Annotated in this window: 15 protein-coding genes; 2 read left to right on the top strand and 13 right to left on the bottom strand. The window is 56.3% G+C overall.

Annotation, left to right across the window (positions count from 1 at the left end):
• Window positions 1-34: 34 nt before the first annotated feature.
• The 12 genes from PQV96_RS03850 to PQV96_RS03795 form a co-directional block, all read right to left on the bottom strand.
• On the bottom strand, window positions 35-1,510 hold the full coding sequence (locus PQV96_RS03850; protein ID WP_273624669.1) for an alkaline phosphatase: 1,476 nt from the start codon (window positions 1,508-1,510) through the stop codon (window positions 35-37).
• Between the two features lie 32 nt (window positions 1,511-1,542).
• Window positions 1,543-2,961 (bottom strand): alkaline phosphatase, encoded by a 1,419-nt coding sequence (locus tag PQV96_RS03845; RefSeq protein WP_420482184.1) that lies wholly within the window; start codon window positions 2,959-2,961, stop codon window positions 1,543-1,545.
• Between the two features lie 862 nt (window positions 2,962-3,823).
• Window positions 3,824-4,717 (bottom strand): class I SAM-dependent methyltransferase, encoded by an 894-nt coding sequence (locus PQV96_RS03840; protein ID WP_420482183.1) that lies wholly within the window; start codon window positions 4,715-4,717, stop codon window positions 3,824-3,826.
• Window positions 4,718-4,746: 29 nt separating this feature from the next.
• Window positions 4,747-5,370 (bottom strand): DUF1415 domain-containing protein, encoded by a 624-nt coding sequence (locus PQV96_RS03835; protein ID WP_273624668.1) that lies wholly within the window; start codon window positions 5,368-5,370, stop codon window positions 4,747-4,749.
• A 107-nt stretch (window positions 5,371-5,477) separates the two neighbouring features.
• Window positions 5,478-6,638, bottom strand: a complete 1,161-nt coding sequence (locus PQV96_RS03830) for a deoxyguanosinetriphosphate triphosphohydrolase (RefSeq protein ID WP_273624667.1) — start codon at window positions 6,636-6,638, stop codon at window positions 5,478-5,480.
• Between the two features lie 67 nt (window positions 6,639-6,705).
• Entirely contained in the window at window positions 6,706-7,836 is a 1,131-nt protein-coding gene (gene aroB / locus PQV96_RS03825) for a 3-dehydroquinate synthase (protein ID WP_273624666.1), read from the bottom strand.
• Window positions 7,837-7,938: 102 nt separating this feature from the next.
• The gene (locus PQV96_RS03820) at window positions 7,939-9,498 is read right to left on the bottom strand and encodes an Ig-like domain-containing protein (protein WP_207375407.1); all 1,560 of its coding nucleotides are present in this window, start codon (window positions 9,496-9,498) and stop codon (window positions 7,939-7,941) included.
• Window positions 9,499-9,521: 23 nt separating this feature from the next.
• Window positions 9,522-11,660 carry a type IV pilus secretin PilQ gene (locus tag PQV96_RS03815; RefSeq protein WP_273624665.1) on the bottom strand — a complete coding sequence of 713 codons (2,139 nt, stop codon included), beginning with the start codon at window positions 11,658-11,660 and terminating at the stop codon, window positions 9,522-9,524.
• A complete protein-coding gene (locus PQV96_RS03810) occupies window positions 11,657-12,160 on the bottom strand; it encodes a pilus assembly protein PilP (RefSeq protein WP_044397021.1) in 504 nt (167 codons plus the stop codon). The genes PQV96_RS03815 and PQV96_RS03810 overlap by 4 nt, the downstream gene beginning before the upstream one ends.
• A gap of 38 nt (window positions 12,161-12,198) precedes the next feature.
• Window positions 12,199-12,885 (bottom strand): type IV pilus inner membrane component PilO, encoded by a 687-nt coding sequence (locus PQV96_RS03805; protein ID WP_273624664.1) that lies wholly within the window; start codon window positions 12,883-12,885, stop codon window positions 12,199-12,201.
• Entirely contained in the window at window positions 12,882-13,508 is a 627-nt protein-coding gene (locus PQV96_RS03800; RefSeq protein WP_207375415.1) for a PilN domain-containing protein, read from the bottom strand. Before PQV96_RS03800 ends, PQV96_RS03805 begins: the two co-directional genes overlap by 4 nt.
• Window positions 13,505-14,584 carry a pilus assembly protein PilM gene (locus tag PQV96_RS03795; RefSeq protein WP_273624663.1) on the bottom strand — a complete coding sequence of 360 codons (1,080 nt, stop codon included), beginning with the start codon at window positions 14,582-14,584 and terminating at the stop codon, window positions 13,505-13,507. The genes PQV96_RS03800 and PQV96_RS03795 overlap by 4 nt, the downstream gene beginning before the upstream one ends.
• Window positions 14,585-14,845: 261 nt before the next feature.
• Here PQV96_RS03795 and PQV96_RS03790 point away from each other — a divergent pair, with 261 nt between their 5' ends.
• The gene (locus PQV96_RS03790) at window positions 14,846-17,239 is read left to right on the top strand and encodes a penicillin-binding protein 1A (protein ID WP_273624662.1); all 2,394 of its coding nucleotides are present in this window, start codon (window positions 14,846-14,848) and stop codon (window positions 17,237-17,239) included.
• 81 nt (window positions 17,240-17,320) lie between these two features.
• On the opposite strand, the gene cyaY is transcribed toward PQV96_RS03790, so the two are convergent.
• The gene (gene cyaY / locus PQV96_RS03785; RefSeq protein WP_207375412.1) at window positions 17,321-17,650 is read right to left on the bottom strand and encodes an iron donor protein CyaY; all 330 of its coding nucleotides are present in this window, start codon (window positions 17,648-17,650) and stop codon (window positions 17,321-17,323) included.
• Between the two features lie 12 nt (window positions 17,651-17,662).
• On the opposite strand from cyaY, the gene lptM reads away from it, so the two are divergent.
• Window positions 17,663-17,848: an LPS translocon maturation chaperone LptM gene (gene lptM / locus PQV96_RS03780; RefSeq protein ID WP_207375413.1), complete on the top strand. Its 186-nt coding sequence runs from the start codon at window positions 17,663-17,665 to the stop codon at window positions 17,846-17,848.
• The last annotated feature ends 92 nt before the right edge of the window (window positions 17,849-17,940 follow it).

Genomic DNA, 17,940 nt, shown 5'->3' with positions numbered 1-17,940 from the left:
GCCCCGCGGACCGGTGAAACGGCCCGCAGTGCGGTCACAGGCCGGCCGCTTCCTTCACCTTCGAGAACACGCGGGTGTTGTCCACCGTGCCCTTGAAGATCTTGGCGCCAGCGCCGCCGGCAAACAGCATCACATCGCCGCCGCCGTGGGTTTCGGAGCCCGGCGTACCCAGGTTGATGCCCACTTCCTGCAGGAAGTTGTCCTGCGTGGTGTCCACGGCGGTCAGGTCGTCGCGGCTGGCGCCACGCACCGGGGCCACCCAGGGCTTGTTGCCGTCTTCGGCGTTCACCTGGCTGCTGGCGGTGGCGTTGGGGCGGCCGCCGTTGCCGAACACCAGCGTGGTGTAGGGCTTGCCGTCGGCGGCCAGGGCGGGCTTGCCGGTCTGGTAGTCGATGGCCTTGCCGAGAATCGGCGAGCCGATCTTGGTGTAGCCGTTGAAGGCGATGGCGTGGTCATGGTCGGCCGTCACCACGATCAGCGTGTTCTTCAGGCCGGGGTCCTTCTTCTCCATGTAGGCGCGCACGTTCTCGATGGCCTTGTCGAAGGCCAGCGTGTCTTCCAGCGCGCGCTTGGCGTTGGTGCCGTGCAGGGCGTGGTCGATGCGGCCGCCCTCGACCATCAGGAAGAAGCCCTTGTCATTGCGGCTCAGCACGTCGAGCGCCTTGGTGGCCATGTCGGACAGGCTGGGCTGGTCCAGCTTCTGGTTCACGCGGTCGAGCTCGTAGGCCATCTCGCTCTGCGAGAACAGGCCCAGCAGCCGGGTGACCTTGCTGGTGTCCAGCGCGGCCAGTTCGCTGCCCTTGCTCACGTAGGTGTAGCCGTTGCCCTGCATTTCCTGCACCAGGTTGCGCGTGTCCGTGCGCTTGCTGGACGGATTGGCTGCCTTGGGCAGGTAGTTGCGCTGGCCGCCGCCCATGAGCACGTCGAGGCCCGCAGTCACGGACTGCTCGGCGATGGTGTTGTAGGCATTGCGGTTGCAGATGTGGGCGTAGGTGGTGGCCGGCGTGGCGTGGACGACGCGCGTGGTCGAGACCGCGCCCACCGCGCGGCCCTTGGCCTTCGACAGTTCCAGCAGCGTGACGGCGGGCGTGCCGTTGCTGGCGGGGCAGGCGGTGTCCTCGCCCTTGATGTACTGCGAGCCGTCGGGCGCGTAGGCCGAGGTTTCGGCGGACATGGAGATGACCTCGTTGTTCATCTTCACGCCGGTCATGTAGGCGGCCATGGAGGGCGCGCTGTCGGTGGTCTGCGCGTCGCGCGAGAAGGTCTTGATGCGCGCGGCGTAGGGCAGCGTCTGCATGGCGAGCTTGGCGCGTTCGCTGGTGGGCAGCTTGGCGGGGTTGCCGGCGGCGATTTCCTTCTCGCCCTTGTAGATGCGCGCGGCCGTGACGGTGACCGGGCCCATGCCGTCGCCCAGGAAGAAGATGACGTTCTTGGCCTCGCCGGCGGCCTGGGCCGCGCCCGATGCCAGCAGTGCCACGGCCAGCGCGGTCTTGCGGATTGCGGAGTTCATGTGTGGATTCCTTGTGTTGTGCTGGCGCTGGCTTACAGGCCGAGGGACTTCTTGATGAGGCCGAACACCTCGTGGTTGGTCAGCACGCCGCTGAAGTTGTCCGCGCCCAGGCCGGTGGCGCCCAGGAACACGTCGCCGCCGCCGTGCGTCTCGCCGCCCGAGGGCATGGGCACCACGGCTTCCTGCAGGTAGTCGATGCTCTCCAGCTCGGCATCGCTGATCGGGCCGCGCACGGGCTTGTAGCCCGGGCCGTTGCCGAAGCCCAGCACGGTGTAGGGGTTGCCATCGACATCCTTCGAGGGCGCGCCCTTGACGTAGTCCTTCACCAGGCCCAGCACGCCGGGGTTGCCGGGCGCGGTCTTGCCGGTGATCTTGGCGTAGCCGTTCATCTGCAGCGTGTGGTCGTGGTCGGCGGTGACGACGACCAGCGTGTTCTTCAGCCCGGGGTCGATGGCTTGCATCTTTGTCAGCGCGGTCTTGATGGCGTTGTCGAAGGCCACGGTGTCCTGCAGCGCGCGGCGCGCGTTGGTGGCGTGCAGCGCGTGGTCGATGCGCCCGCCTTCCACCATCAGGAAAAAGCCCTTCTTTTTCGCGGCCAGCGCGTCGATGGCCTTGCCGGTCATTTCGGACAGGCTGGGCTCCTTGGCGCCGTCGCGGTCCAGGTCGTAGGCCATGTGGTCCTTGGTGAACAGGCCAGCGATCTTGGTGCTGCCGTCCACGGGCAGCTTGTCGAACGCGGCCTTGTCGGCGGCGAAGCTGTACTTGGCCGTCTTCAGCTCGGCGATCAGGTCGCGCTTGTCGTTGCGCCGGCCGCCGCTCTCCACGGGCGTGAAGTAGTTCGTGCCGCCGCCGAAGACCACGTCGATGCCGTCGCCCAGCTTGGCGTTGTAGCCCGCGCCGCCGGGCACCAGGGCCGCGGCGATGGTGTTCTCGGCGTCGCGGTGGCACACGTGCGCATAGGTGGTGGCGGGCGTGGCGTGGGTGATGCGCGTGGTCGTTACCACGCCGGTGCCGTAGCCGGCGGCCTTCATTTGCTCCAGCAGCGTTTCCACCGCCGTGCCGTTGCCGCTGGCAGGGCAGGTGCTGTCGTACTTGACGTGGTAGGGCTTGCCGTCGGCGCCGGTGGCGCGGGTCTCGGGCGACATGGAGATGACCTCGTTGTTCATCTTCACGCCGGTCATGTAGGCGGCCATGGAGGGCGCGCTGTCCGTCACCTGGCCGTCGGCCGAGTAGGTGTGCACGAAGGCCGTTTCGGGCAGCTGGTCCATGGTGAGTTCACCGTCTTCACCCACCTGGTAGATGCGCGCCGCCGTCATGGTGGTGATGCCCATGCCATCGCCCAGGAAGAACAACACGTTCTTGGTCGGCACCGCCGGACCGTCGTTGCCGCCACAGGCGGTCATCAGCATCGAAGCGCCAGCCAATGCGGCGCACCACACTTTGTGTTTCATCAGATTTTCCTCTGGAGTCGTTGCGAAGCACTGGATGGGCGCTCGCTTTGGGTTGAAGACCTGAGGGACTCTAGGAAGTGCACATGACAGGGGTGTGACGCGGGCGACCGCGCTCGGGATGCGTTCGGCGTGCGGCTTGGCGGCGCAGCAGAGGGATCTGCGTGCAGGGCTTTGCCGCAGCTTTGCTACTGAATCAAGAGCTGCTGGCGCTTATCAAATAAGCGCTGGAGGCCGATTTGGCATCAACGCTGCGTGCGTTGCCATGCGCACTCGGAGGAAGAAGGAGGGGTGCAGCGACGGGCGGTGGTGGCATGCTCCGCGAGGCGCTCGCCCGGCCACCGGCGGTATCCGTGCTGTAGCCAGAAAGATGGGGAACGTCGATCCGACTCCGCCGCACAGGCCGGTAGGGTGCCCGCCACCACGGCCATGGACGCCTTGGTCCTTCGGCCAAGACGCGAGGCCGTCGCCGCCGAAACGATGCCGCACTATGCGCAGGTACGGCGTGGTGCGGTGCCGGTCGGACGCTACCGACCGCGCGCCATCGGCAGGCGAAGCCAATCGTTGAACAAGCCTGCGTGTGGGCGTAGCTTGCTTACGGCCGGTTGCCGGTTGCCGGTTGCCAGTTGCCAGTTGCCAGTTGCCAGTTGCCAGTTGCCAGTTGCCAGAAGAACGGTAGCAGCACGCAGCGGGCGATCCACCGCTCTGCATCACGAATGGCTCGCACACCACCGAACGCTGCGTTCGCTATGACAAAGATAGCTGCATGCGCTTTTTCAGCAATCGCTACAGGCCGATTTCATTCCAAGGAGGCACAAGCTCGGCGTCAGAGGCGGGACGGTCCGGACGGCCGCTCCGCGGCAGCTCACTCCGCGTCTGTGGCCACCCCAAAGCGCGCCGCCAGCGACTGCTCCAGCCCGAACTCCTGCAGGATCGCGCGCAGGCGCTCGGCCGCGCTGCGCTTTTTCTGGCCGGTGTAGCGCGCAATGATCAGCTCGTTCTTCATGCTGTGCTCCCACCCCACCAGCTCGGTCACCGTGACTTGGTAACCCTGCGCCTCCAGATAGAGGCAGCGCAACACGTTGGTCACCTGACTGCCCAACTCCCGGGTGTGCAGTGGGTGGCGCCACAACTCGGCCAGCGGTGTGCGCCCCAGCTGCAAAGCTTTGTCACGCCGCAAGCAGGCCGCCATTTCAGCCTGGCAGCAAGGCACCAGCACCATGGCCCTGGCCTGCTTCTGAAGGCCGAAGGCAATGGCGTCATCGGTCGCGGTATCGCAGGCATGCAAGGCAGTGACCACATCAATCTGGGCGGGCAACTCGGCCGCATCCATCGACTCGGCCACCGATAGATTGAGAAATGACATGCGGCCAAAACCTAGGCGCGCCGCCAATAACCGTGATCGCTCGACCAGTTCGGCGCGCGTTTCAATGCCATAGATATGACCACGACCCAGCGCCTTGAAGTACAGGTCGTACAGAATGAACCCCAGGTACGACTTGCCCGCTCCATGGTCCGCCAGCGTAGGGCTGCGCCCCTCCGCCGAGAAGTCTTGCAGCAAAGGCTCAATGAAATTGAACAGGTGGTACACCTGCTTGAGCTTGCGGCGAGAGTCCTGGTTCAGCTTTCCTTCTCTGGTCAGGATGTGCAGTTCCTGCAGCAGCTCAATGGATTGACCAGGACGCAGTTCCTGCATCACCGCAGCATCAGCGCCGCGCTCCTTCGCCGTTACATGAGAGGTCGGCTTTCCCGTTTTCATTCCCTGACGGTTCGCTTGGCGTGGAGCATTCATGCATGTTCCCCCTGGCCGTTCACTGAAGGCTGCGCATGCATAGGGCACCTGGGCCCTACATCCAGGTCCGCCCACCCCTGCGGCCCCAGGCCTTCCAGCACTTCAATGTTTCTCTCAAAAATGGCATCAGCCTCGGGGAAAACCGCTACAGCACGGTCGATGCTTTCTTCACGCAACAAATGCAAGGTGGGATACGGCGTGCGGTTGGTGCAATTGGAAACGTCGTCTGCCTGCGTGCCAGCAAACTGGAACTGGGGGTGGAAAAAAGCCACCTGCAAGATGCCGTCAAGCTCCAGTTCTTCAATCAAATCATCGGCCAACGCGGTGAAGTCATTGAAATCCAGGAAGTCTTGCATGCACGCAGGCGCGATCAGCAATGTCGTATCGCGCTCTTCGGCAGAGATCGCGTTCAGCGCCAAGAGCTCGCGTCGCAAATCGCCCAGCAACGCCTGCGACCCTGCCGCCGGGCTGACCACGTAATGCACCTGCCCTTTGACGTGCACGCCTTTGGCAAACGGGCATAGATTGAGGCCGATGACCGCGCGCTCCAGCCATCGCACGGTGTCTTGCAGCACCACGTCTTCACGGATGCCGTTGGGTAAAGGGCTGGTTTCGGTCAAAGAGGAATGTGGGGAAGATGGCATCAGGCACGCAGGGTGAGGGGTCGCGACACGCGAAGGCGCAAATTGTAGGCGCCGGGCCGCCTTGACCGCTCGGCTACGCTCCATCAAGCCATCAAACGCTCACCCGACAGACGCTCGTGTTCGCGGATGGCGAACCTGTCTGTCATTCCGGCGATGAAGTCAGCCACTGTCACTGCGCGCACCGTGTCGTCACCCTGCTGCGCCTTCCATGCGAAGGCTGGCTTCATCTCAGCCGGACTGTGCACGTAAATGGCAAACAAATCTCGCACAATCCGCTTCGCATTTCCCGTCATCTCCATCACCTGGGGGTGACGGTACAGGGAACGGAACAAAAACCGCTTGAGCTCTAGAGACTGCTCACGCATCAATGGACTGAAACGCACCAGAACCGGCAATGCACGCACCGACTCCACGTCGGTCGGCCGGTATTCATTGATCGCCTCACGCGTCGCATCTATCACATCGTAAACCTGCGCGCTGAGCATTCGACGGATGGATTCATGCAAACAGCGGCGCTGCATGCCTTGGCCCAGCAAATGCGGATGTTCTGTGGTCGCTTCGTCACGAAAGCGCGCAAACAGCGGCACATCGTCCAGCTGATCCAAAGTCAAAAGCCCCGAGCGCACACCATCGTCAATATCGTGCGCGTTGTAGGCAATTTCGTCAGCCAAGTTGCACAGCTGGGCTTCCAGGCTCGGTTGCTGCTTGTGCAAAAACCGCCATCCCACGCCATTCGGCTCTTGCCCTTCCAGGCGCTGCGCATTTTGCAAAGAGCAATGCTTGAGGATGCCCTCCCGGGTTTCAAACGTGAGATTGAGGCCATCGTAGGCGGGGTATCTCTCTTCCAGGCTATCGACCACCCGCAAACTCTGCAGGTTGTGCTCAAACCCACCAAAAGGCTTCATGCATTCGTTGAGCGCATCCTGCCCCGCATGACCAAACGGGGTATGCCCCAAATCATGCGCCAGCGAGATGGCCTCCACCAAATCCTCATTGATCTGAAGCGCCCGGGCAATGGAACGCCCCAGCTGGGCAACCTCCAGGGAATGCGTCAACCGCGTACGAAAAAGGTCACCTTCATGGTTCAGGAACACCTGCGTCTTGTAGACAAGGCGCCGGAACGCGGTGGAGTGAACGATGCGGTCGCGATCCCTCTGGTAGTCCGTGCGGGTCGGAGCGGCCACCTCAGGGTGCAGGCGCCCTTTGCTGTTGGCAGGATGACAGGCAAACGGGGCAAGATTCATGGCTTCGCATTAAAACGACCTCTAGCGCTTATCAGATAAGCGCTAGAAGCTATCAAATTAATAGCAATCAAGCGCAACAGGCATCAATCACTTCACGCACCAGCGCATCGGGCGCGGCACGCACGCAGGCCCGGCCCGGCCCGTCAATCAGCACAAAACGGATTTCGCCCGCCTCCGCCTTCTTGTCCACGCGCATCAGTTCCAGATAGCGACCAGCATTGTCGGCAGCATCCAGCACCGCGCCACGCAGGGGCAGTCCGGCACGCTGCACCAGCACCTTCAAGCGCGCCACAAACGCATCATCTACCAAGCCCAGCCGGTGCGACAGCTCGGCCGCCATCACCATGCCTGCACCCACACCCTCACCATGTAGCCAGGCGCCATAACCCATGCCGGCCTCTATGGCGTGGCCAAAGGTGTGACCAAAATTCAAAATGGCGCGAAGTCCGGCCTCGCGCTCGTCCTGCCCCACCACCCAGGCCTTGATCTCGCAGCTGCGCCGCACCGCATGCGCCAGCGCCGTGCGGTCGCGCGCCAAAAGCGAATCCATGTGCTCTTCCAGCCAGCCCATGAAGTCCATGTCGGCAATCGGCCCGTATTTGATGACCTCAGCCAGGCCGGCAGAAAGCTCGCGCGCAGGCAACGTATCGAGCGTGGCCAAGTCACACACCACCAGCTGCGGCTGGTAGAACGCGCCAATCATGTTCTTGCCCAGCGGGTGGTTGATGGCCGTTTTGCCGCCCACCGACGAATCGACCTGCGCCAGCAGCGTGGTCGGCACCTGCACAAACGGCACACCGCGCATATAGCTGGCAGCGGCGAAGCCCGTCATGTCACCGACCACGCCGCCGCCCAGGGCGAACAACACGGTCTTGCGGTCGCAGCCGTGCTGCAGCAGGGCGTCGAAGATCAGGTTCAGGGTTTGCCAGTTTTTGTGCTCTTCGCCGTCTGGCAGCGTCACCGTGTGCACGACTGGATAGCGTTGCTTCAGTGCCACGACCAACCTTGAACCGTAAAGGGGCTGCACCGTTTCGTTAGTCACAACCAAAGCAGCCGTGCCTGCTGGCACTGCCCCATCACCGCTCAGACCCTGCAGCAGATTTTGACCGATTTGGATGTCGTAGCTACGGTCATCCAGCTGGATGCGCACATTCTCGGCATTGAAAAATACGAACGGCTTCATGCGAAATTTATTCATCAAAAAATAATCCCCGGCTAGCGGGGATCATTTCAACTAAAGAGGTCAGATAAACCAATGCGGAAGCGGAAACTTTTGTTGGATACCAGACACCGTTATACCTTACTGACAACTAGGTGCAGCTACATCCAATCGCACGGTTTGCACGGTCTTGCTAGGCCCTCCAGTAAACGTGAAGATCCAAGTGTCTTTACCGCCAGGGCTACCCGCTTTACCACCGGCTGACAATCGCACTTCTGTACGACCACTGGACCGATCCAGCGTTGGTGAGCCAGCTATTACCGACGGGGTAGCAAGCTCCTTCAGTGAAGTCACTGCGATAGTAGTGCCAGTCGGCGCAGCAAACTTTTTATCAGTACCCAGGAACAAGCTCACGCTTTCATACTTACAAGTTGCTTTGTCGGCCAATGACAGCTGGAGGGCCTCACTTGGTGGAAGTGCCGCATATGAAATCCCGATATCAGAAAGTGCCTTTTCATAGAGGTTAAGCCAACCAACCGAGGTCACCCACAGCTGCATCGAATCGCTGATTAATGTTCCCTGCCCCGTCTGCGTAGAGAACACAACGGTCACGGGCTCACCGTCTGTCGGGCGCGGGTTCTGCACCGTGTAGTCCACGCTGCAAACACCGTTAACGGTAGTGCAACCACCGCGTCCGGATGTTCCGACAGCGCCAAAATCTGCTTGCGCAACCACGGGCACGCCGTCTGCGACCGGATTACCGTTGGCATCAACAATCCTCACAGTCAACTTAGACGAATCGCCGGAAAGATCGTAGTCCAAATTAAACTTTGAGGCAGAAAGGTCAAAACCACTCGGAGTAGCCACACCGGTTGTGACCGTCAACGTGTCGGACTGCGTGCTGATGCTGCTACGGTCACGAACCGCTGCCTTGATGATGACCGAGGTCGGCGAAGACTTCGAGTTCACCGTCGCAATGACCTGACCGGAAGCGTTGGTCGTGCCAGACGAGGCATTCAGGGTCACGCTGTCAGCCGGCACCGCGGTGAAATCCACCACGACGTCCTGGAGCGGTGAGCCACTAGAGTCCACCACGGTAAAAGTCAGCAGGGCTACTTCAGAGCGTCCGTTACCGCCAGCACCTGCAATCACGATGGATTTGTCGCTGGGAGCGACGTTGGTGAAATTGATGGCCGAGGCAGCTGCCTGTGGATTTTGTACCACACCGCCAGAAATAGCCACGTTTTGCCTACCAACCAAAGAGACTTCCGTGCCCGTTTTGCTGGTCACGGCGGTCGTTGCGACAAGCTGTGTTGCCCCCTGCGACGTCACGGTTGCAGCCTTCAAATCGATCTCAGCAACGCCAGCACTATTGGTGAGGGCCGTCGCCGATCCCGGCATGAATGCCAGCAAGCCGGGACCACTTTCAGAAAAAGTAACGATGACATTCGATATGGCATTGCCCGATGGGTCTTTGACGGTCGCCCTGGCGCGCACCGTGGGATCGGAGGACGCGAAGTTATTCACCGCCACGTCCGCGCCAGTGACACGGCTGTACGCCTGAACGGTCACAGTCCCATTGTTCGCAGTACCACCTGTGCCACCACCACTGCCGGAAGTGCCAGGGTCACCACCCCCACCACCGCATGCCACCAAAACGGCCACCAATGGCACGGTCAATATCCTGAAAAGATTTCTCATTTTTTCCCCAACAATTAATCTATTTACCGCACTGGACCACGGTCAGTAATGACCTTCGGCGTAATAAAAACCAACATTTCACGTTTCGAAGACTCTTTTGTCCGGCTCTTGAACAAATTGCCCACCACCGGCACATCCCCCAAAACAGGAATTTTATTTTCCTGATTTGACTCTTCCATCTCAAAAATACCACCAATAACAACCGTGCCACCATTTTCAATCAAAACCTGAGTTTTAATATGTTTTGTATCAATCGCAACACCTTGGGTTGTCGTTTCACCTCGGCTGTCCTTATTAACATCCAAGTCTAAGATAATATTACCTTCTGGCGTTATTTGAGGTGTGACTTCGAGCTTCAAAACAGCTTTCTTGAAAGCAATAGTAGTGGCTCCGTTAGGTGCGGTAACCGAATAGGGATACTCAGTCCCTTGCTCGATCAGAGCTTTTGTTTGATCCGCAGTGATCAATCTTGGGCTAGAAACAATTTTACCTTGCCCTTCCGCCTCCATGGCAGAGAGTTCAAGCGTCAAAAATCTGTTAGCTGCTGAGTTGAAAATGGAAAGAGCAAAAGATCCAAAACTTTCTGTGCCAGACAATGACGCTGGCAAATTGACAAATGTACCCGAGGTGTCAAAAGTAGAACCATAACCCGTAGAAGTGGTTGCGTTTTGGTAGCTGGTGCCAAATGCTATGCGATTGTTCCCACCAATGCCGTACCCGCCATCTCCACCGCGCTGAGCGCGAAGATCTCCGCCTCCAAGCTTCACACCGAGAGAGCGACCAAATGTGTCACGAGCCTCAACAATCCGAGCCTCAATTACAACCTGACGTACGGCGACATCCAAGGTATTCAAAAGCTGGCGAACCTCTTCCAGCTTTGCTGGCGTATCCGTGACAAAAATTTGATTAGTTCGAGGTTCAGAAATCGCACTCCCTCTCTCAGAGAGAAACCTGTTTGAACTACTACCAGCGGTGGAGCCGCTAGAAGTGGTGAGTTGGTTAACCATATCAGCGGCTTTGGCATAATTCAACTGAAATGCCTGAGTCCGCAAAGGCTCCAATTTCTGAATTGCTTGAGCAGCCTGATAATCCTTCCTCGTACGATCATCTATCTCGTCTTTAGGAGCGATCCACAGCACGCTGCCCGTTTTTCGCATCCCGAGACCCTTGGCATCCATGATGATTTGCAAAGCCTGGTCCCACGGAACGTCTTTTAAACGAAGGGTAAGCGCCCCAGTTACCGTATCTGATGTGACGATATTGAAATTGGTAAAGTCTGCAATAACTTGCAAAAGTGAGCGAACTTCAATGTTCTGGAAGTTCAAAGACAATTTTTCTCCGCTATAGCTTGGGCCAGAAGTCAGCTTTGAAAGATCGATTTTTTTCTGACGAACCTCAATAACAAACTGATTATCGCTTTGGTAAGCACTATGCTCCCACTCACCGACTGGCTCAACCAACATCCGAACTTTATCGCCCTGCTGAGTAGTGGTCACCGTTTGAATGGGGGTACCAAAGTCACCCACATCCAACCGGCGACGCAAGCCCTCGGGCAAGCTAGACCGAAGAAACTCAACCGCCAGTCCTTTACCCTGCTGCTGAAGATCAACACCTATCTGATTGTTAGGCAGCTCCACGATCACTCGTCCAGAGCCATCAGCGCCACGACGAAAATCAATATCTTTGATTGCAAGAGTATTGTTGTTATAGCTATCCGAAAACTTTACAGGGGTCTGCACCTGATTCGGAGACGAAGAACTCACCGCATCTAACATGATCAGCAACGAGTTGCCCTGCAACTCTGCCTTGTACGATGTGGGCTGTTTAAGGTTCAGAACGATTCGTGATCGCCCACCTGCCTCCACCACGTTTGCAGACCTAAGATTGCCTTGATTAATTTCCACCACGCTCCGCCCGGAGCCGTTCGTGGCTCCAGGGAAATCCAACGCAATGCGAGCAGGGGATTGCGTGGAGAAGCCGGTTGGCAAGGCAGACAAAGGCTCGGCGAGTTCTACACGGAGCACCTCTGCCCCCCCCTGAACGGAGCCAGTCACTGATCGTATGGACTGATCTGCAATTGCAAAGAACGGAACGGCGACAGCACAGAAGGCCAAAGTCCCTCGTTGGATATTCTTGATGAATAAATTATTTTTCAGGATCATTTTTTTGCACCCTCTTGCAAATCGAGTGAAGTCATTTTCTCGGTCCAATCCCCAGTGGAGTCCTGGACAATTTCCCTCAACTGAATTGCAGATTCAGTTATTTTCACTACACGACCGTAATTCTGCCCAAGATAATCACCGACTTGAACTTGATATAGAAGATTATCAACCTTTAACAAAGCAGTCGGCTTGCCAGCTTTGGTGAGACTTCCCACCATTGCCATGGTATCCAATGGATACGCCTCCAAAGGCTGCTTCCGCCTGATTTGCTCCGGCGCTATGAGCGAAGCATTCGCACCTGTTTGGGAAGAGTCCCGTTTCAACGCCTGAACCAATTTCAAACTGTTAAACGGATCCACTTCAGACGCCACAACGTACGCCTGAGGTTCGAATTTTTTCGGCTCCGATATAGGAGTCACACGAGGTTTAGTTTGCGCCCTCTCATTTGCCATCCACTGCTGCAAATCATCTTCACCAGAGGAAACACATGCAGAAAGCATCCCTGCAATCAGAGGTATAAGTACTAATTTAGGCGCAATCACTTGGAAGCTCCCGGTTTAGTGGAACCAGCTTTTCGTTGAGCCTGAATTTCTTCCCCATCTAAGTACCTAAAAGTTCGAGCCGTCCCCTCCAAAACTAGCACATTGGTGTCTTTGGCATTTCCAGAAATCGATAGATCATTCAGAGTGACAATGCGAGAAAGATGTGCCACATCAGCAGCAAAAGAGCCAATGTCGTGATACTTGCCAGTTACTTTTAACGCAATAGGCAATTCTGCGTAATAGTCTCTAACCACTAACTGCCCAGGCCTGAAAAGCTCAAACTGCAAACTGCGCCCAAGACCTGCTTGATTGATATCAGAGAGCAAAGCAGCCATTTCCGCCTTGCTGGGCAATTGTTTCTCTAACTGAAGAACATACTGCTGCACCTGCTCACGCTGCTTTTTCAAAGCATCCAAGCTAACAGCTTTTAAGAGTTTTTTCTGATAATCAGCACGAAGTGACACCTCTGTGCCTCGCTCAGCCTCCAGCTCTGCCACATAATCTTGCAAGACCACAAACCACAGAACCACTGCCACGATCAAGGCGGTAGCAACATACAACAAAACGCGCGGCAAAACAGGCCAAAGTGACGGATCCTTTGCATCCAGCCCACCGAATTGACGCTGCAGATATATCTGCAGATCCTCTAGGTTGAGTCGCGAAGATGATTTTTTACTGGTCATGGTTGCTTTTCCCCTGCCGCACCAGTTTTTGTGGATAAAGCACTTGAAGCTTTTGCAACTTCACTTGGACGCATAAGGGTGAATTGCATCTTAAAGCTAGCTACACGGCGTTGATCTTTAGGGCCAACAGAAACATTCGCAGCGGTAATTTCAAGTAACTCCGGCTTAGAAATCCATGGCGTGTTATTCGAAAGGTTTCTTAGAAGCTCAGAAACTCTCTCGTTCGACTGCGCCACCCCCTGCATCATGACAGTATTGTTGCTTTGCTTAAAATTCGATACATACACCCCATCAGGCAACTGACGCACCAGCTCATTCAGCAAATGAACTGGCATATTTCTATCTGCCTGAAGATTTTCAACAGCTTTTTGCCGAGAAATGAGCGCTGATATTTCTTCCTCGATAGTGGCTATTTCCTTTATCTGCCCTTCCAAAACAGCAATTTCCCGACTCAAAAACTGGTTTCTCCCCTGCTGATCTGCTATCAGCATTTGCAGCCACCAGTAAATCACACCCGCTATGATTAACCCTACCAAGAAAGAGGCAAACAAGGATGCCTGGAATGCTTCTCGGCGGCGCTTTCTGGCAACCTCTCGGTGAGGAAGTAAATTAATCAAAATCACCGCAAAAACCTCCGCATAGCCAATCCACACGATGTGAGATATGAAGGCGCTTCACGCACCATCTTCTTCAATCGCACGCCGCTTCCAATCTCCATACCGTCAAAAGGATTCAGGGAGCTACATGGGAAACCAGATTGCTGAGTCACGGCCTCAGTCAATCCCGGCAAAGGGGCAGAGCCTCCGGCCAGCATGATGTGATCCACACGGTTGTGCGGGGTACTGGTGAAAAAGAACTGAAGAGCCCTTACGATTTCTTGAGCCATACTATCGACAAAGGGGCGGAGAACCGCGGACTGGTAGTCCTCAGGCAGATCACCGTTTCGCTTCTTGGTCTCAGCCTCCTCCACGGAGAACCCATATTGCCGGACGATGAGTTGTGTAAGTTGGGCACCACCGAATGCCTGATCTCGGTCGTACAGCACCTCGTCGTTAGAAATCACCTGCATGCTCGTGGTCAAAGCACCCACCTCGAAAAGGGCCACTATGGCATTTGAGCCTTTCCCCGGCAAGGCTTCTATAAGTCGCCCGGCAGCCAAGCGGGATGCATTGGACTCAATGTCAACAACGATAGGCTTAAGGCCTGCAGCCTCCGCCAAACCTTGTCGATCCTGAACTTTCTCACGTCGAGAAGCTGCAATCAGCACATCAATGTCGTCAGGAGAATTTTTGCTGGGACCAATCACGCAAAAATCCAAGCTCACTTCATCCAGCGAGAAAGGAATATATTGATTTGCCTCTGACTCCACCTGCACTTCAAGTTCTTGCTCGGTCATCCCCCCAGGCAAGGTGATACGCTTAGTGATCACGGCTGATGAAGGGAGGGCAAGCGCTACGTTCTTTGTGCGAGTGCCACTTTTTTTGACAACGCGGCGCACTGCTTCAGCAACTTCATCGAATTTTTCGATGTTGCCATCCGTTATCCAGCCACGCTCCAAGGGCTCGATAGCGCAACGTTCAAGAACGAGGCCTCCCGCCTTGTCCTTCCCCAACTCGACCAGCTTGACGCTGGACGAACTGATGTCGATACCCAGCAGAGGTGCAGCCTGACGACTGAACAAAGATCCCATTGAGATCAAGATTGGCCCCCTGTAATTTGTATAAATAACGCAACAAAACTTAACAATTCACTTGAATGCTATCAGTAAGATAGTTCTCCGGCAAAGAATTTTGCCTGCTTACGAGCCATCCAACGTTGCCAAAACAAGACGGTTTTTTGCGTCTCCTGTGAGTTACATGACCACTCTGCCGTTTTCAACGGCATTCGGGCCCCATTACCTCAACTCGGCATAATTTTTGTCAGCATTTTTATAATGCTCTGAACAGTTTTGAGCAGCGATATGCCCTCCCGCCCCTTTGACACAGCCCCACAAACTACCCCGAAGTCCAGCGCCAGCCGCAAATGGGCAAGCACTCTTCTCAAACTTTTGACCTGGGGCTTAGGCCTAGCGGCCGCATCGGCGGTCGGTTTAGCGCTGACTGTGTTCATCGCTCTCGCGGTCGCTTACCCCAATCTTCCAGACGTATCGGACTTGGCCGACTACCGCCCCAAGCTGCCACTGCGCGTCTTCTCTTCTGAAGGAGCCTTGCTTGGCGAGTTTGGCGAAGAGAGGCGAAATTTGACTCCGATCCAGGACATCCCACAGGTGATGAAGGATGCAGTTTTGGCCATCGAAGACACCCGCTTCTTCCAACACGGCGGTGTGGACTACAAAGGGATCGTGCGTGCGGGGCTGGCAAACGTTGGCAGGGTCAAAAGCCAAGGCGCATCTACGATTACCATGCAAGTTGCCAGAAATGTTTACCTATCTTCAGAAAAAACATTTACTCGCAAAATTTACGAAATATTACTCACATTCAAGCTTGAGCACTTGCTCACGAAAGATCAGATTCTTGAAATATATATGAATCAGATTTTTCTTGGTAACCGTGCATATGGTTTCGCAGCAGCATCTGAAGCATATTTTGGCAAACCTCTCCAATCTATCTCCATCGCGGAGGCGGCTATGCTGGCAGGCCTTCCCAAGGCCCCTTCAGCTTACAACCCCATCAACAATCCTAAGCGTGCCCGGTCGCGTCAGTTGTACATCATTGAACGCATGGAGGAGAACGGCTTCATCACAGAACAGGAAGCCATTGAAGCGAAAAAGGAAGAACTGAAAATCCGGTCAGGGTTGAGCAATACGCGAGTGCACGCGGAGTACGTGGCAGAGATGGCCCGGCAACTTATCTTTGCTCAGTATGGCAACGAAGCCTACACACGCGGTCTTAACGTGTACACCACGCTCAACGCTGGGGACCAAGAAGCCGCCTATACCGCTCTGCGGCGTGGGATCATGGATTACGAGCGTCGGCAACATTACAGGGGGCCGGAGAAATTCGTAGCACTCCCATCAGGAGAGGGGCCAGAAGTAGAAGATGCGATTGACGAAGCTCTGGCCAGCCACCCCGATAACGGCGATGTGCTTGCTGCTGTGGTGCTTGAAGCCACTGCAAAAAAAGTTGTGGTCGCACGTGCCAACGGGGATGTCATTGAGGTCACGGGCGATGGACTGAAGCCGGTGCAGTCTGGCTTGAGCGACAAAGCAGCCCCTAATATCAAAATCCGTCGGGGTGCTGTCATACGAATCTCAAAAGGAGCAAAGAACTGGGAGATTACACAGCTGCCAGAAGTCGAGGGGGCGTTTGTCGCCTTGGACCCTCGTTCAGGAGCCATCAAAGCTCTAGTGGGGGGGTTCGACTTCGATAAAAACAAGTTCAATCACGCCGCTCAAGCCTGGAGACAGCCAGGGTCGAGTTTCAAACCCTTCATCTATTCGGCAGCCTTGGAGAAAGGCTTTACTCCTGCCACGGTGATCAACGATGCCCCGCTGTTTTTTGATGCCGGCACGACAGGAGGCCAACCCTGGGAGCCAAAAAACTACGATGGCAAATATGACGGGCCAATGACCATGCGGACGGGCTTGGCCAAATCTAAAAATATGATTTCCATCCGGATTCTTCAGTCAGTGGGTCCGAAAACGGCCCAGGAATGGGTATCACGTTTTGGATTTGATGCCGAGAAGCACCCAGCCTATCTGACCATGGCACTGGGCGCAGGTTCGGTCACGCCTATGCAGATGGCTGCGGCTTATTCGGTATTTGCTAACGGCGGCTATCGCGTGCACCCATGGCTGATCACTAAAGTCACAGATCACAAAGGCCGAGTTATCTCGGAAACCACACCTCCGACACTCGACGAGACGAATCGGGCTATTGATGCACGAAATGCATTTGTGATGAACAGCCTGCTGCAAGAGGTGACCCGCTCTGGAACTGCCGCCAGAGCACAGGCAACGCTCAAACGTACAGATCTGGCAGGCAAAACAGGCACTACCAATGACTCTGTGGACGCTTGGTTTGCGGGGTACCAGCCCACTGTGGCGGCGGTCACCTGGATCGGATACGACACACCGCGAAACCTGGGCAGTCGCGAAACTGGAGGGGGGCTGAGCTTACCCGTGTGGATCAGTTTCATGGACAGAGCACTCAAAGGCGTGCCAGTCACTGAGCCTAAGGTGCCTGCGGGTGTGGTGAACGTTGGGGGTGATTGGTTCTATGAAGAATATGCACGCAGCGGCGTACCTAGCCTGGGCTTGGAAGACAAAGGATCTTCCACGACACCTCTTGCAGCGCCGCCACAGCAGCCGGCGGCAGAAGAGCGCAACCGTATTTTGGAGCTTTTCAAAAACTAGGTCGGTGCATCAACACGCCGTCCAGTTCAATTGATATTCGCTGGAGCACGATGTGGATTGGGGCAACCCTGCCCTGCTGTCTCATGCCGCGAATGTCAAAGGGATCCCGGTCTGAAGTGAGGCAGCTCGGCTCAAGCAAGCGAAAAATTCACCCTCGCCTTTGGTGTCTTGCCAAGAAGACCCGTCATATCGATAGTGGTATCCGCCCGATCTAGCAGCCATCCAGATCTCGTGAAGAGGTTTTTGCAGATTGATCACGATTTGGGTTCGGTTGGGAAAGGTCAAAGTGATCATTCCTCCGGATCGCTGGTTATCAATATCGGCATCAGAGGCCGCATTGATGTCATCGCAGTTACGCTCTACCGCAAGCAGGAGCTTCTCTGCAAGATCCATGAATTCAAGATCAGTCATTACAATTTGCATATGTTGAAAGTAGCCCAAATTCTAGTGAGTGCGCTTGTCCTTGCTGGCAGTGCGGCAGCCTTGGTCGGATGCGGGCAGCGCGGGCCCCTTTATTTACCGAGTTCTCCCGAGGCTCAAAAGAGAGCGACTTTGCCCGAGACACTGAACCCCGCCTCATCCGAAGCCAGAGAAAAATCCAAGCAATGACTTCTATGCGAACTAGGGTCGTGCAGCCTCTCCTGAGGTGAAGAGTCGATGAAACTGTTGACGTGGCGCACCCTTGGGGGCTTGAACTTCAA

It is taken from the genome of Acidovorax temperans (assembly GCF_028596105.1).
GTDB classification, from domain to species: Bacteria; Pseudomonadota; Gammaproteobacteria; order Burkholderiales; family Burkholderiaceae_C; genus Acidovorax; species Acidovorax temperans.
The sequence above is the reverse complement of the archived record's forward strand: the minus strand, read 5'-3'. Positions and strand labels throughout refer to the sequence as shown.